We start from the raw sequence: 15,047 nt of genomic DNA, 5'->3' as shown, positions 1-15,047 counted from the left end.
GCCCTCTTTTTTTGTGCGTGATTTCTCGTGCCGGCGATGGTCACCGTGGGAGCGGACCTGTCCGCGAATGCAATGGGATAGACGATAGAGATTTATCGGATGTGTCAGCCTCTTCGCGGACAGGTCCGCTCCCACGGGTGTTGAGTTCGTCATGAATGCACCGCGTCTAAACGCTATCGGGCCGATCACAACAAACGTCTATTCGCCAACCACAAGCGGACTGATAGAGTGCCTCAAACGGCGCACCGCGAATGAAGTCCTATCAACAGGTATCCGCGCCGCAGTGAGGAAAGCATGAATACGCGCATCTGGCATCTGGCAGGTGTCAGCCTGTTGTCGTTGAGCATGAGCGCTCAGGGCCTGGCCGATGATAACGCCCCACGTGATTCGAACCGTGGGAATGCCAACGCTGCACAACAACAGCAGCAACAGCAAATCCAGCAACAGCAAAACCAAATGCAGAACCAGCAGCGCCAGCAGCAACAACAGCAGCAGGTTCAACAGCGCCAGCAGCAACAGCAGATCAATGTGCAGCAGCGTCAGGAACAACAGCAGCAGAATCAACAGCAACGCATGGAACAGCAGACGCTGCAACGGTCCAGCCAGCAGCGCGATCAACAAGAGCGTCAGCTGCAACAGCAACGCCAACAAACACAGCAACAAGATCGGCAGCAGCAAGATCGACAGCAGCAAGACCGACAGCAGCAACAGAACCAGGAACAACAGCAGCAGCAACAGCGACAGATCCAGGAACGCCAGATGCAAGAGCGTCAGAGCAACCTGTCGATTCAGCCACGCCCCAACGAAACGCGGCAAACCCAGTCGCCGCGCCAGGGTTACTACCAAGACATCCCTCGCGGCAACCAGAACCAGGCCTGGCGTGGCAATGACCATCGACCGGACATGGGGCACGGCAACGGTTGGGGCTCGGGCCCCCGTTACAATCCGGGTTATCAGACCGACCGTATGCCCGGCGGTTATTCGCGTGTGCCGTATCGCGGGCAGGATTATTTCTACTCAGGCGGCTACTGGTATCGCCCGCAAGGCCCTCGTTACATCGTCGTCGAGCCGCCGCGCGGCGTGCGGGTGCGTGAGCTGCCGGATTACGCGCAGCAAGTGTGGCTGGGCAGTGCGCTGTTCTTCCTCGCCGCCGGCACCTATTACACCTACGAGCAGAGCACGCAGGAGTACGTTGTGGCCCAGCCGCCGGCGAACGTCGAGCCGGTCTATTCGCCGCCCCAGGGTCTGCCTCCTCAGCAACAGCAGCAACCACAACCGCTGCAGCAACAGGGCAATCCGTACGACGTGGCGGCTTATCCGGACAACGGGCAGGGCGCCGATCAAATCCAGCAGGACCGCTACTACTGCTTCAATTACGCTGTAGCCCAAAGCAATTTCAACCCCTCCACCGCCACCTACGCCCCGGCGCCGGAAGTGCTGGGCGCGTATCAGAACGCGATGGCCAGTTGTCTGGTGGGTCGTGGCTACAGGGTTGATTGATGCTCAGACGGTAGCGCTTTGAACGACTTCCTGCGGGTCGGCGTGCACCAGCACTTCGGCCCTCGGGAATTCATCGTGAATAGCCTGTTCCACGTGATCGCACAGCGTGTGCGCCGCCGATAGCGTCAGCGAACCTGGCAGCTCCAGGTGCAGCTGGACGAACCAGTGATTGCCGGAAATACGGGTCCGCAGATCGTGGGCGCCCAGCACGCCGGGTACGTTTTGCGCCAGTTCCAGCATGCGCGCGCTGACGTCCACCGGCAGTTCGGCGTCCATCAACACTGACACGGTTTCCCGCGCAATCGAAATGGCGCTCCACAGGATGTACACCGCAATCGCCAGGCCGAACCAGGCGTCCAGTTGCGCGTAACCGAAGTACGCCAGCCCCAGCGCCACGAGAATGCTCAGATTAAGCAGCAGATCGGAGCGGTAATGCAGGGAGTCCGCGCGAATGGCCGCTGAGCCGGTCTCCTTGATCACCTTGTGTTGCAGCGTCAGCAGCGCCACGGTCAGCGCGATGGACAGCACCATTACGGCAATCCCCAGCCCCGGCGAACCCACCGGTTCCGGGTGCAGGATGCGTTCGATGGCCTGATAGCCGATCAAAAAGGCACTGACCGCGATGAACAGCGCTTGGGCCATGCCCGACAGCGCTTCGGCCTTGCCGTGGCCGTAGCGGTGGTCATCGTCGGCAGGGCGCAGCGCGTAATGCACCGCCAGCAGGTTGAGGAACGACGCCGCGCCATCGAGCGCCGAATCGGTCAGACCCGCCAGCAGACTGACCGAGCCGCTCAGCCACCAGGCGATGGCTTTGGCGACGATCAGTGTGCTGGCGACCACCAGCGAGGCCCGCGTCGCCAGGCGCAGCAATCGGACGTGTTCAGGGCTGGTGATCATTGTGCTTCCTTTGAATCGGGACGGTGTGGCGAGTCTTTACGTGGATCAGGCAGCAGGGATCAACCCCAGGCTCGCCAGTTGCTCGGCGCTGCCTGTGTGTTGAATCAGGCGTGGGTCATTGAGTGGCAGATTGCGGCCCAGTTCAGTTTGAATGATGGCCTGCAGCTTGGCGTTGTCGATGCTGCCGTCTGCGCGCACCGCCGGTTGCAGTTTCTGCGGGTCGATCTGCGCGTGCTTGCTTTCTGGCAAGTAGATCGCGCCGGTGGCGAAGTCGACCGCGAACGCGATCACGCCGGGGATGATGTAGAACAGCAGCCCGACGGCATCGAGCAAGGCGATGGGCGGGTCGATCTTGCCGTTGCCTTGAATCTGGCCGCGACGTTCGGGGTAGAAAATACTGCCGCAGGCAGTGAGCTGGGTGAGCAACGCAGCGACGAGAACGCCACCGATCAAACGGGAAGGAATGCGCATGAATGTCTCCTCAGAGGAAGCGGCAACTATACAAGGCAAATGCCTAATCGCTAAGACTATCGCTGCCCGGTGACGGTTCGTTGCGCCAACCTGCACAGCCGCGAACCGCACCGTATAATCGGCGGCCTGTCCTGGAGCCTTCATGATTTCTCTGCCGATCGATGCTGTCCTGCCTGCCCTGCGCGAAGCCCTCGCGCAACGCGACGAAGCCGTGCTCGAAGCGCCCCCCGGCGCGGGCAAAACTACCCGGGTGCCGCTGGCGCTGCTCAATGAGCCGTGGCTCGCGGGGCAAACCATCCTGATGCTCGAACCGCGACGTCTGGCTGCACGGGCGGCGGCGGAGCGACTGGCCTCGGAGCTGGGCGAGAAGGTTGGCGAAACCGTCGGTTACCGCATCCGTCTGGACAGCAAAGTCGGCCCCAACACGCGCATCGAAGTCGTCACCGAAGGTATCCTCACCCGGCGCTCGCAGGACGACCCGGCGCTGGAAGGTGTGGGGCTGGTGATTTTCGACGAATACCACGAGCGCAGTCTGGACGCTGATCTGGCGCTGGCCTTGAGCCTCAACGGTCGTGCGCTGTTTCGTGATGAGCAGCCGCTGAAGATATTGCTGATGTCGGCCACCCTCGAAGGCGAGCGTTTGTCGGCGCTGCTGGACGACGCGCCGGTGGTGCGCAGCGATGGGCGGATGTTCCCGGTGACGACCCAGTGGGGCCGTCCGTTTCAGGCGGGCGAATTCATCGAGCCCCGTGTCGTACAGACCGTGCTTGATGCCCTCGGCAGTCAGACCGGCAGCGTGCTGGTGTTCCTGCCGGGTCAAGCCGAGATCCGTCGGGTCAACCAACAACTGGCCGATGCCTTGGGCGAGCGCAGGGACATCGTGCTCTGCCCGTTGCACGGCGAACTGGACCTCAACGCTCAACGCGCCGCCATCGAACCTGCGCCCCAGGGCACTCGCAAGGTGGTGCTGGCGACCAACATCGCCGAGACCAGCATCACCATCGACGGCGTGCGCGTCGTGGTCGACGCCGGGCTGGCGCGAGTGCCGCGTTTCGATCCCGGCAGCGGCATGACCCGGCTCGACACCCAGCGCATCTCCCGCGCCAGCGCGACCCAGCGTGCGGGGCGGGCAGGGCGGCTGGAACCTGGCGTGTGTTATCGATTGTGGTCCGAGGCGCAGCACGATCAGTTGGCGGCGTACGGCACCCCGGAAATCCTGCAGGCCGATCTGGCCGGGCTGGCGTTGCAGCTGGCGCGTTGGGGTGTGGCGCCTGCGCAATTGGTCTGGCTCGACGTGCCGCCCGCTGCGGCGTACGCCCAGGCGCAGGAGTTGCTGGGTCGTTTGGGCGCGCTGTCTCGGCCAACCCATGAGGACTGGAACATCACCACCCACGGTCAGGCCATGGCCGAGGTGCCCGCCCACCCGCGTATCGCCCATTTGCTGCTGCGCGGACATGCCTTGGGCCTGGGCGCGCTGGCGTGCGATGTGGCCGCGTTGCTGGGTGAACGCGACATTTTGCGTGGCGCCGGTGCCGATCTGCACAGTCGCCTGACGCTGTTGGCCGGCACCGAACGCGCTGCGCGTGGCGCACAGGGCGGGGTGCAGCGGGCCAAACAACTGGCGCGGCAGTACCGAGGCTATCTGCGCGGGAGCGTGACCGATCCGGTGGTTGATCCCGATCACTCGCGCTGGCTGGGTGCATTGCTGGCGCTGGCCTATCCCGATCGCGTGGCCCAGCAACGCCGCGCAGGCGGTGCTGAATACCGTCTGGCCAATGGCCGGGCGGCGCTGTTCGCCGAAGCCGATGCGTTGATGAAACAGCCGTGGCTGGTGGTCGCGGACCTGGGCAGCCGACAGGGTCAGCGCGAAGAGCGGATTTATCTGGCTGCAGATTTTGATCCGGCGCTGTTCGACTCAGTGCTGAGCGAACAGGTGACGCGGGTCGATCATCTGGAATGGGACGAGCGCGAAGGCGTGTTCCGCGCCGAGCGCCAGCGCAAGGCCGGGGAATTGATCATCAGCCGCGAGCCGCTGACCGGGCTGGACGACTCGGCCCGTGGCCACGCGTTGCTGGCGCTGGTGCGGCGCAAGGGCCTGGAGCTGTTGCCGTGGACCCCGGAACTGCGCCAATGGCAGGCGCGGGTGGCGTTGCTGCGCCAGCTTGACCTGCAAAAGCAGGACAGCAGCGAATGGCCGGATGTCGGCAACGAAGCCTTGCTCGCCACGCTGGAACACTGGTTGCTGCCGTACCTGGGCAAGGTCTCGCGACTGAGCCACTTCGGCAATCTGGACCTGTCGTCGATTCTGCACAACCTGCTGCCCTGGCCGCTGCCGCAGCGTCTGGACGAGCTGGCGCCTCATCATTTGAGCGTGCCCTCGGGGTCGTCGATCCGGCTGGATTACAGCGAGCATCCGCCAATCCTGGCCGTGCGCTTGCAGGAACTGTTCGGCCTGGCCGACACCCCGCGCATCGCCAATGGCCGGCAGATCGTCAAGCTGCACTTGCTGTCACCGGCGCGGCGCCCGGTGCAAGTGACGCAAGATCTGGCCAACTTCTGGCGCAGCACCTATGCCGAAGTGAAGAAGGATCTCAAGGGCCGTTACCCCAAGCATTACTGGCCGGATGACCCCTTGGTGGCCGAGGCGACGGCGCGGATCAAGCCGAGAAAGCCTTCGCTCTGAACCACCGCTTCTGCCCGCAGCGGCCTTCAAACCATCGGACTGGGTTCACCGAATAACCTGTTGGAGCGAGGCTTGCCCGCGAATGAGGCTACGCGAAGTGTCAGACGTACCGCGTTGATGGCTTCGCGGGCAAGCCTCGCTCCAACAGTTTCGGGTCATGTCCGACAACAGGGGCCGCTGGCAACAAAGACAGTTCAAGCGCGATCTGACGTCTCATCAAGCAGCATGAACAACCGGAACATCACCACACTGATAAACAGCTGCAGGAAGCTTGAAATGCTGTCCACCGTCAGCGACAGGGCGGGGCTTTGCTGTTCGGGCAGTACGTAATAGCTCAGCCCTTCGAGCACCGACAGCGGCAGGTAGACGAACATCACGCAGGCAAGAATGCGCAGCACGTGGCCTTGGGTCATCAGGAAGCTGGCGCGCATCGCGGCCAATGGGGTCATGCCGCGCAGCACCAGCAGGTATTCGGAAAACACCAGTTTGATCATCACCCAGATGCCGGGAAGGATGAACAGCGACAGCCCGGCCATGATCAACAGCGTGCTGAGCGCCGACAGCACCGCAAACGTCGGCCACAGGCGCAAGGCCCCGGCCAGCAGGTCGCGCTTGGGTGGTGCTTCGCCGGCTGTCTTGGCGTCCAGGAACAGGATCAGCGCGCCGGTGTACAGCGGGTAAAACAGCAGACCGACGATCATCTCGTAGGTGGCGGTCGAGTTCTGCCCCAGCGCGCCGGTCAGCAATTGCTTGGTCAGCGCTTCCAGTACTACCAACGGCAGGCACAGCATGAGAATGCTGCTCAGGTTGCGTCGGAAAAAGTACAGGGAATCACGGAGAATGTTCAGCGGGTTCATGAACGGATCACTGGCAAAAAGCAGGCCGCCACTTTAACGCAGTGCCCGCGAGCGGGCCAATCGCATGACGGCCAAGCGCCGGTTAACTTTTTCCTCATCCTATTGAAACGCCCGGTAACAGCCCCATTACCTTGCAGGTACCTGACCATTCGGTCTGAAGTGAATTCCAACGGCAATCTAACGAGGTCGCCATGAACAGCGAAGAGCAAACCCTGATCGACGGCTTGTTTGCCAAACTCAAGCAAGCAGAGACGGATTCGGCCCCACGAGACCCGCAGGCTGAAGCACGGATCAAGGAACATCTCGGCCAGCAGCCCGGCGCCCCTTATTACATGGCGCAGTCGATTCTGGTGCAGGAAGTCGCGATCAAGCAGCTGGAAGCCCAGAGCCGCCAGCGCGACGAGCAGATTCAGCAATTGCAGGCCGAGCTTCAACGCACCAAGGTGCAGCCGTCTGCGCCGGCCCAGAGCGGTGGGTTTCTGTCGAGTATTTTTGGCGGTGGCGCCCGCGAGCCTCAGGCCCAGCAGCCTTCCGCGCCGCAGCAGCGTCCTTCCAATCAACAGGCTTCTGCCGGTGGATGGCGCGATTCGGGGCCAGCCAGCCCGCCGCCTTACAACAGCGCAGCGCCGCAGGGTAATTATGCGCAACCGCAGCAAGCGCCTGCCGCGCCAATGGGCAGCGGGTTTCTCGGTGGCGCCTTGAAAACCGCCGCTGGCGTGGCCGGTGGCGTGATGCTCGCCGAGGGCATCAGCAGCCTGTTTCACCACAACAGCCAGCCGCAGGAAATCGTCGAAATCATCAAGGACGAGCCGGCGCAGAACGTCAGCGACACCTCCAACCAGGACGCAGGCGGCACCGGTGGCTGGAATGACGATCAGCCGACTGTCACCAGCAACGATTCCTGGGGCGATAACAACGCAGACTCGGGCGGCTTTGCCGACACTGACTACGGCAGCGACGACAGCGGCGGCATGTTCGATGACGATGATTCGTTCGTCTGATGGCTTGAGTGTGGTTGCGTCATAACCTGTTGGAGCGAGGCTTGCCCGCCAATCAAGCGATGCGGATTGTCAGAGTTACCGCGTTGATGGCTTCGCGGGCAAGCCTCGCTCCACAGGTCTGCGTCATGCCCTTCCCACTCCGCGCTTCAATCAACTCCTCAAACTGGCATACTGAGCGCCGGTCCGGGTTTCGGGCCCTTGTCGCTTTGTTAGCGCATTGAGGAGTTCCGGTGAAAAGAATTGCGGTGTTCGCCGACGTACAAAACCTCTATTACACCGTGCGTCAGGCTCATGGTTGCCATTTCAACTACGCCGCCCTGTGGGCCGACATCAGTCAGCGCGGGCAGATCGTCGAAGCGTATGCGTATGCCATCGACCGTGGCGACAGCAAGCAGCAGCAGTTCCAGCAGATCCTGCGCAACCTCGGTTTCGTCGTCAAACTCAAACCCTACATTCAGCGCAGCGACGGCTCGGCCAAGGGCGACTGGGACGTGGGCATCACCATCGACATCATGGACGTCGCGCCCAACGTGGACGAAGTGGTGCTGGCGTCCGGCGATGGCGATTTCGATTTGCTGCTTGAGCGCATCATCAGCAAGCATGGGGTCGAGGCCGTCGCTTATGGCGTGCCGGGCCTGACTGCCAACTCGCTGATCCGCGCCGCCAGCCGGTATGTGCCGATTGAGGGTGGGTTGTTGCTCAGGAACTGACGCTCCAGACTCCTGTTGGAGCGAGGCTTGCCCGCGAAGAGTCCTGATCTGACACTCAATATGCGTCGGCCAGGACGGCATTCGCGGGCAAGCCTCGCTCCAACAAGCGCTGCTAACCCAATACCATCGCTAAAGGCCAATAAAACCGTGCACGAACGCATTGCTGTCATCGACTTTGAAACCACCGGCATTTCACCCGGTGGCGGTTGCCGTGCCACCGAGATTGCGGTGGTGATCATGGAACAAGGCCGCATCGTGGAGCGTTACCAGAGCCTGATGAACGCCGGCGTGCGCATTCCCTCTTTTATCGAATCCCTCACCGGCATCAGCAACAGCATGCTGCGTACCGCGCCGTCCGCCGAGCGGGTGATGAACGAAGTGGCCGAGTTCGTGGGCCTCACGCCGCTGGTGGCGCACAACGCCTCGTTCGACCAGAAGTTCTGGGATTACGAGTTGTCGCGGGTCAAGCGCACTCGCGAACAGAGCTTTGCCTGCTCGATGCTGCTGGCCCGTCGCCTCTTGCCGACGGCGCCCAACCACAAGCTCGGCACCCTCACCACCTGGGCCGGTTTACCCAATACCGGCAAGGCTCACCGGGCCATGGCCGATGCTGAAATGGCGGCCAACCTTACCGTTCACCTGAGCAACGAACTGCGCCAGACCCACGGTTTGAGCGGCGTTTCGCACCAACTGATGTGCTCGCTGCAGAAAGTCCCGGCCAAGAAACTCAGCGAAGCGATCAAGCGTCATCGCGGGTTTTAAGCACAAGCGAAAAACCTGTAGGAGCGGACCTGTCCGCGAAGAGGGCGGTACAGTCGGTGCATCTCTGGCGCCCGAGACTCGGTATTCGCGGACAGGTCCGCTCCCACGGATCCGGGTTATTGCTACAAAGTGTATGGGTCGAAAAAACCGCATGTGTGGCTGATGGTTCCTGCCGAACGTTTCTAGAATGTCCGGCCCTATAACAATTAGACGTTGAGCTTTTAATGCCTGCCTCTCGCCGTTTCCCCCTGTTGTTGGTCGGTGCCTTCTTCGCCCTGTACGTCATCTGGGGCTCTACCTATCTCGCCATTCGCATTGGTATCGAAACCTGGCCGCCGCTGATGATGGCCGGGGTTCGCTTCACCATCGCCGGGGCTCTTCTGTTCGGTTTCATGCGCTGGCGCAGTGCGCCGATGCCCAGCTGGCAGCAGTGGAGGGCCGCAGCCATCGTTGGCTTTTTGCTGCTGGCCTGCGGCAACGGCGCGGTCACTCTGGCTGAACACGCGGGTGTGGCCTCGGGGGTTGCCGCGCTGGCCGTGGCCACGGTGCCGCTGTTCACGCTGTTGTTCGGCCTGTTCTGGGGACAACGCAACACACGCCTTGAATGGGCGGGCATCGTCCTCGGGCTGATCGGCATTGGCCTGCTCAACTTCGGTTCCAACCTGCAAGCCAGCCCCCTGGGCGCGTTGCTGGTGATCTTCGCCGCCGCGAGCTGGGCGTTCGGCTCGGTCTTGAGCCGCTACCTTCCGCTGCCGCCAGGGCCCATGGCCAGCGCCTGCGAAATGCTGGTGGCCGGGGCGTTGATGCTCATCGGCAGTTACGTCAGCGGCGAGCGCATGACCCAATCCCCGGGATTGTCCGGCTGGTTGGTCATGGCCTATCTGGTGGTGTTCGGTTCCATCGTCGCTTTCAGCTCGTACATGTACCTGCTGAAAAACGTGCGCCCGGCCGCCGCCACCAGTTACGCGTACGTCAATCCGGCCGTGGCCGTCATGCTGGGGGTCGCGTTCGCCGGAGAACACATCGGCATAGAGGAAGCCATGGCAATGGCCGTGATCATCAGCGCCGTGGTGCTGATCGGCTTGCCGCAGTGGCGCAAGCAGAAACCTGCCGAGAAAGGGTAAACTGCCGGCCATTGCAAAACGCGCTGACCCTTTCCCTACGGTATTTCCATGACATTCGCCTCTCTCGGCCTGATCGAACCCTTGCTGCGCGCCCTTGACGCGCTTGGCTACCAGACCCCGACGCCGGTCCAGGCGCAGGCGATCCCGCCAGTGCTAGCCGGCCGTGACCTGATGGCCGCCGCCCAGACCGGCACCGGCAAGACCGCAGGTTTTGCGCTGCCACTGCTGCAACGCCTGACCATGGAAGGCCCGAAAGTCAGCGCCAACTCGGTACGCGCACTGATCCTGGTGCCGACCCGCGAGCTGGCCGAACAGGTTCACGCGAACATTGCTCAGTACGCCGAACACCTGCCGTTGGCCACCTACGCGGTGTACGGCGGCGTCAGCATCAATCCGCAGATGATGAAACTGCGCCGTGGCGTGGACGTGCTGGTCGCGACCCCTGGCCGGTTGCTGGACCTGTATCGCCAGAACGCCGTGAAGTTTGCCCAGGTGCAAACGCTGATCCTCGACGAAGCCGACCGCATGCTGGACCTGGGGTTTTCCGAAGAGCTGCGGAGCATCTACGCCGCACTGCCGAAAAAGCGCCAGACGCTGCTGTTTTCCGCGACCTTCTCCGATGAAATTCGCGCACTGGCCGGGCAGATGCTCGACGACCCCCTCACCATCGAAGTCAGCCCGCGCAACGTGGCGGCGTCCTCGGTCAAGCAGTGGGTGGTGACGGTCGACAAGAAGCGCAAGGCCGAGCTGTTCATCCACATGCTGAAAAAACAGCGCTGGACCCAGGTGCTGGTCTTTGCCAAGACCCGGGTCGGAGTCGACCAGTTAGTGGATCGCCTGCAAGGGCTGAGCATCAACGCCGATGGCATCCACGGCGACAAGCCGCAAGCCACACGGCAGCGCGCGCTGGATCGCTTCAAATCGAACGAAGTGCAAATTCTGGTCGCCACCGACGTCGCCGCGCGCGGTCTGGACATCGATGATCTGCCCACTGTGGTTAACCTCGACCTGCCCACCGTGGCCGAAGACTACATCCACCGCATCGGTCGCACCGGGCGTGCCGGCCTGACCGGCGAGGCGATCTCGTTTGTCTGCGCCGACGAAGTAGAGCTGCTGTCCGCCATCGAGGTGCTGACCCGGCAGACCCTCACCCGCAAGGAAGAACCGGATTTCGTGCCGGAACACCGCGTGCCTGCGACTGACGCCAGCGGCCAGATCCTGAAAAAACCGAAGAAGCCCAAGAAGCCGAAAGTCAGCGGTGGCGGCAAGCGCAACCTCGGCAAATGGGTCGACAGTGGCGATGCAGCGCCGGAGGCCCCGTCGGTGAAACCCGTGCGTAAAGTGCCGGTGTTCAATACCGGGCCGCGCAAGCGTAAACCGTAAATTCGCAAACCTGAGGACTGCGGGATCGGTAAAGGACCCTGACATGGGAGGGCGCTTGCTCGCGATGGCACCGTTCCCATCCCATGGATAGCGGCAGGAGAACGGCTTCGCGAGCAAGCTCCCTCCCACCTTGTCTTGCAGCGCGTCGGCTTACGCATCAGTGATCTCAACCTGCCATTGTCTTTTCCCGAACAACCCCTCACCATCGCTTTTTTCCGGTCACCCGCCTGGCTAATGGACTAAGACGAATTGGCAGTACGTTCCGCTCATGGACGGCCTGGGATCTGGCTGCTGCTGGCGCTGTTGCTCTCGTGCAGCGCGGCGGTGGGCTATCTCAACGCCGACTGGGATTTCTCTGTAATCAGCCGGCGCGCCGAGTCGCTGTACGGGCCTTTGGGCGCAGGAAAGCAGAGGATCGATGCCTGGCAGAACCTGCTCGCCACGCAAAAACAGGCCAGCGAGCTGGACAAGCTGACCGTGGTCAACCAGTTCTTCAACAAACAGATGCGCTACGCCGAGGACATCGACCTGTGGCACGAAGTCGATTACTGGGCCACGCCCATCCAGTCGCTGATCAAGGGCGCGGGAGACTGCGAAGACTACGCCATCGCCAAATATTTCAGCCTCCGCCGCATGGGCGTGCCCAGCGAAAAACTGCTGATCACCTACGTCAAGGCCCTGCGCCTGAACCGCGCGCACATGGTGTTGACCTATTACCCCAGCCCCAACGCCATTCCGTTGGTGCTCGACAGCTTGATCGATGTCATCAAACCTGCGAATGAACGCCCCGACCTGTTGCCGGTGTACGCCTTCAATGGCGAAGGCCTCTGGTTGCCGGGTGCGCAGGGCAACAAGAAAGTGGGTGACACCAAACGCTTGTCCCGTTGGCAGGATCTGCTGCAGAAAATGACCGCTGAAGGCTTCCCGACCGAGCCTGAGTATTAGGAGTTTCGATGTCTCTGTTCAAACAACTGTTGATCGCGATCTGTCTGTTTCTGGTGGTGGCATTCGCTGGCAGCTTTGTCGTCAGTCTCGAAAGCTCTCGTACGCAGTACGTCAACCAGCTGCGCTCCCATGCGCAGGATGCGGCGACCTCGCTGGCCCTATCACTCACGTCCAACATCGATGACCCGACGATGGTCGAGTTGATGGTCAGCTCGATTTTCGACAGCGGCTACTACGCCAGCATCCGCGTGGTGGACCTGGCGACCGAGAAGGCCATTGTCGAGCGCAGCGCCACGCCGGACAATCAGGGCGTGCCGCAGTGGTTCATCAACGCCATCGGCCTGGAGCCGGCGGGCGGCGAGGCTGTGGTCAGCCGTGGCTGGCAGCAGACGGCCCGGGTCGAAGTCGTCAGCCATCCGATGTTCGCCCTGGCGAAACTGTGGCAGAGCGCGCTGGGCAGCCTGGGCTGGTTGCTGGTGTGCGGGGTGGTCAGCGCGATCCTCGGGGCGCTGTTGCTGCGTCGCCAGCTGCGTCCGCTGGATGAGATGGTCACGCAGTCCCAAGCCATTGGTCGTCGTGAACTGGTCACCATCAGCCCGCTGCCACGCACGCCGGAACTGCGTCGGGTGGTGCAGGCGATGAACCAGATGGTCGAGAAGCTCAGGGCGCTGTTTCAGGAAAGCACCGAGCGCAGTGAAAAGCTGCGGATCGAGTCGTATCAGGACAGCCTCACGGGCCTGTCCAATCGTCGTTATTTCGACATGCAGCTGGCAGCGCACGTCAGCAATCTGGAGGAGGAGCGGGCGGGTTACCTGTTGCTGCTTCGCGTGCAGGACCTGGCCGGTCTCAACCAGCGCCTGGGCGGTAAACGGACCGATGCGCTGTTGATCGCCGTCGGCCAGCAACTGCTGCGCCAATGCGAGCCGCACCCGCAAACCCGGCATCTGATCAGCCGCAGTCGTGGGGGTGAATTCGCGGTGCTGGCGCCGGGGATGGACCGCGAGGAGGCGTTGCAGCTGGCGCAGAATATCGAGGTGGCGTTGCAGAGTCTGGTCCAGACAGGCGCGTCAGATGTATCGCCTGTCGCGCGCATGGGCCTGGCGCCGTACAGCCCCGGCAACGTGCCGCTGACCCTGTTGGGCCTGGCGGATCAGGCGCTGTCCCAGGCGGAAACCCAGGGCGAGCAGACCTGGAGTTGCATCGAGCACGGCGCAGTCACCAGTCTGGGCGACGATCATCACAGCTGGCACCGTTTGCTGGATCAGGCGTTGACGCAGGGCGGGTTCCAGCTGTTCTTCCAGCCAGTGGTGGGTGCTCAGGATGCAGTGCGGGTGCTGCATTACAAAGTCATCTCGCGTCTGGTCAACGAGCACGGGCAGACCATTCCTGCCGGGCGCTTCCTGCCGTGGATCGAACGCTTCGGCTGGTCGACCCGGCTGGACCTGTGGATGTTGCATCAGGTGTTGCAACACCTGCAGACCCATGATCAATCCCTGGCCCTGAACCTGTCGGCCGCCACCCTCGCGGACAGCCGCGCACTGGACCAGGTGTTCGACGCGTTGCGCCAGCACCCGAAAGTGGGGTCGCGGCTGACCTTCGAGATCGGCGAAGAACAATTGCCGGAGCAGGCCGTGCTCGAGCAACTGACGCGGCGCCTGCAGGCGGCCGGCTTCTCATTGGCGCTGCAACGCTTTGGCGGTCGCTTCAGCATGATCGGCAACCTGGCGCACCTTGGGCTGGCGTACCTGAAAATCGACGGCAGCTACATCCGCGCCATCGACGAAGAAAGCCACAAGCGCCTGTTCATCGAAGCCGTCCAGCGCGCCGCCCACAGCATCGATCTGCCCCTGATCGCCGAACGCGTGGAAACCGAGGGTGAACGCAGCGTGATTGCCGAGATGGGGATCGAAGGGGTGCAAGGGCAGTTGGTGGGTAATCCTGCGCCTTGGGGGTAACGGGTAGGTGCCAGGATTCGCTTCTGCCCAAAGATTTCATGACTGCTGCGCAGCCAATCGCAGGCAAGCCAGCTCCCACGGCCTGCGGGCAGAATCAAAGCCCTTTGCGGCCCCGGTCGGCTTCTGCCGAAGGCGTGGGAGCGTGGCTTGCCCGCGATCTGGCGCGCAGCGGCAGTAAACCCTGCGCGTGCGGTGTGCCTGATACGAACGAGGCGCCGGGTTTCATGACGGCTGCGCCGCCAGTCGCAGGCAAGCCAGCTCCCACGGCCTTCGGCCAGAATCGAGAGCTATTCGGCAAGTGGGTCTCAAGGCCTTCGGCCAGAATCAAAAGCCAAGCGCAACCCACTGAGCTTTAGATCAACCCCGTCTCGTCATCATTGATCAGGTCGCTCAAGCCGCCCAGTGACTGGCGGGCGTTGGTGCGGTCTGCCAGTTTGGCCTGGGCGGCGGGGGGCAGGTCGGTGACGTTGAGGATGCCTTTGGCCGTCAGCACCTGAATCAAATCGTCGAGGACACGGATCATCTCCATGTCGCTCATTTTCAGTTGCGTCAGGCTCTTTTCGACGACTTCGTCGGCATACCAGGCTTGTATTTCGTGGTCGTCCGCTGGCAGGGTTTCGGTCGCTTCGGCAAACGAGGCGGCCTCCACCCGGGTGATCTCACCGTTGGCATCGCGCTGAACGTGGAACATGAATCACTCCTCAAAGAATGCGCGGCTGGCAACCGCCGAAACGGTTGCCAGCACAGTACATCAGCTCT

Annotated in this window: 14 protein-coding genes; 9 read left to right on the top strand and 5 right to left on the bottom strand. The window is 62.4% G+C overall.

Annotated features, from left to right (window positions below; genetic code table 11):
• Nucleotides 1–198: 198 nt before the first annotated feature.
• Entirely contained in the window at nucleotides 199–765 is a 567-nt protein-coding gene (locus tag ABQX22_RS14930) for a hypothetical protein (protein ID WP_349800634.1), read from the bottom strand.
• Between ABQX22_RS14930 and ABQX22_RS14925 the strand changes: the two genes are divergently transcribed.
• Nucleotides 760–1,500 (top strand): DUF6515 family protein, encoded by a 741-nt coding sequence (locus ABQX22_RS14925; RefSeq protein ID WP_349800633.1) that lies wholly within the window; start codon nucleotides 760–762, stop codon nucleotides 1,498–1,500. The two genes, ABQX22_RS14930 and ABQX22_RS14925, sit on opposite strands and share 6 nt — an antisense overlap.
• Before the next feature lie 3 nt (nucleotides 1,501–1,503).
• Here the strand turns inward: ABQX22_RS14925 and ABQX22_RS14920 are convergent, their stop codons facing one another.
• Both ABQX22_RS14920 and ABQX22_RS14915 read right to left on the bottom strand, forming a co-directional pair.
• Nucleotides 1,504–2,397, bottom strand: coding sequence for a cation diffusion facilitator family transporter (locus ABQX22_RS14920; protein WP_349800632.1), 894 nt, complete (start codon nucleotides 2,395–2,397; stop codon nucleotides 1,504–1,506).
• Between the two features lie 45 nt (nucleotides 2,398–2,442).
• On the bottom strand, nucleotides 2,443–2,868 hold the full coding sequence (locus tag ABQX22_RS14915) for a polyribonucleotide nucleotidyltransferase (RefSeq protein WP_349800631.1): 426 nt from the start codon (nucleotides 2,866–2,868) through the stop codon (nucleotides 2,443–2,445).
• 142 nt (nucleotides 2,869–3,010) lie between these two features.
• On the opposite strand from ABQX22_RS14915, the gene hrpB reads away from it, so the two are divergent.
• Nucleotides 3,011–5,551 carry an ATP-dependent helicase HrpB gene (gene hrpB / locus ABQX22_RS14910; protein WP_349800630.1) on the top strand — a complete coding sequence of 847 codons (2,541 nt, stop codon included), beginning with the start codon at nucleotides 3,011–3,013 and terminating at the stop codon, nucleotides 5,549–5,551.
• A 194-nt stretch (nucleotides 5,552–5,745) separates the two neighbouring features.
• Here the strand turns inward: hrpB and ABQX22_RS14905 are convergent, their stop codons facing one another.
• Nucleotides 5,746–6,408 carry a YciC family protein gene (locus ABQX22_RS14905; RefSeq protein WP_349800629.1) on the bottom strand — a complete coding sequence of 221 codons (663 nt, stop codon included), beginning with the start codon at nucleotides 6,406–6,408 and terminating at the stop codon, nucleotides 5,746–5,748.
• 191 nt (nucleotides 6,409–6,599) lie between these two features.
• Here ABQX22_RS14905 and ABQX22_RS14900 point away from each other — a divergent pair, with 191 nt between their 5' ends.
• The 7 genes from ABQX22_RS14900 to lapD all read left to right on the top strand — a co-directional run bounded on the left by ABQX22_RS14900 (nucleotide 6,600) and on the right by lapD (nucleotide 14,288).
• Nucleotides 6,600–7,409, top strand: a complete 810-nt coding sequence (locus ABQX22_RS14900; RefSeq protein WP_349800628.1) for a DUF2076 domain-containing protein — start codon at nucleotides 6,600–6,602, stop codon at nucleotides 7,407–7,409.
• A gap of 230 nt (nucleotides 7,410–7,639) precedes the next feature.
• Nucleotides 7,640–8,119, top strand: coding sequence for an NYN domain-containing protein (locus tag ABQX22_RS14895; protein ID WP_349800627.1), 480 nt, complete (start codon nucleotides 7,640–7,642; stop codon nucleotides 8,117–8,119).
• A gap of 147 nt (nucleotides 8,120–8,266) precedes the next feature.
• The gene (locus tag ABQX22_RS14890) at nucleotides 8,267–8,881 is read left to right on the top strand and encodes a 3'-5' exonuclease (protein ID WP_349800626.1); all 615 of its coding nucleotides are present in this window, start codon (nucleotides 8,267–8,269) and stop codon (nucleotides 8,879–8,881) included.
• A gap of 224 nt (nucleotides 8,882–9,105) precedes the next feature.
• The gene (gene yedA / locus ABQX22_RS14885) at nucleotides 9,106–10,005 is read left to right on the top strand and encodes a drug/metabolite exporter YedA (protein ID WP_349800625.1); all 900 of its coding nucleotides are present in this window, start codon (nucleotides 9,106–9,108) and stop codon (nucleotides 10,003–10,005) included.
• Nucleotides 10,006–10,053: 48 nt separating this feature from the next.
• Entirely contained in the window at nucleotides 10,054–11,388 is a 1,335-nt protein-coding gene (locus ABQX22_RS14880) for a DEAD/DEAH box helicase (protein WP_349800624.1), read from the top strand.
• A 249-nt stretch (nucleotides 11,389–11,637) separates the two neighbouring features.
• A complete protein-coding gene (gene lapG, locus ABQX22_RS14875) occupies nucleotides 11,638–12,333 on the top strand; it encodes a cysteine protease LapG (RefSeq protein ID WP_349800623.1) in 696 nt (231 codons plus the stop codon).
• An 8-nt stretch (nucleotides 12,334–12,341) separates the two neighbouring features.
• Nucleotides 12,342–14,288 (top strand): cyclic di-GMP receptor LapD, encoded by a 1,947-nt coding sequence (gene lapD, locus ABQX22_RS14870; RefSeq protein ID WP_349800622.1) that lies wholly within the window; start codon nucleotides 12,342–12,344, stop codon nucleotides 14,286–14,288.
• Nucleotides 14,289–14,640: 352 nt separating this feature from the next.
• On the opposite strand, the gene ABQX22_RS14865 is transcribed toward lapD, so the two are convergent.
• Nucleotides 14,641–14,979, bottom strand: a complete 339-nt coding sequence (locus ABQX22_RS14865; protein ID WP_349800621.1) for a hypothetical protein — start codon at nucleotides 14,977–14,979, stop codon at nucleotides 14,641–14,643.
• Nucleotides 14,980–15,047 lie beyond the last annotated feature (68 nt).

Origin of the sequence: Xanthomonas sp. WHRI 1810A (genome assembly GCF_040202885.1) — a bacterium.
GTDB lineage: Bacteria > Pseudomonadota > Gammaproteobacteria > Pseudomonadales > Pseudomonadaceae > Aquipseudomonas.
This window is presented reverse-complemented; position numbering and strand designations above follow the sequence as displayed.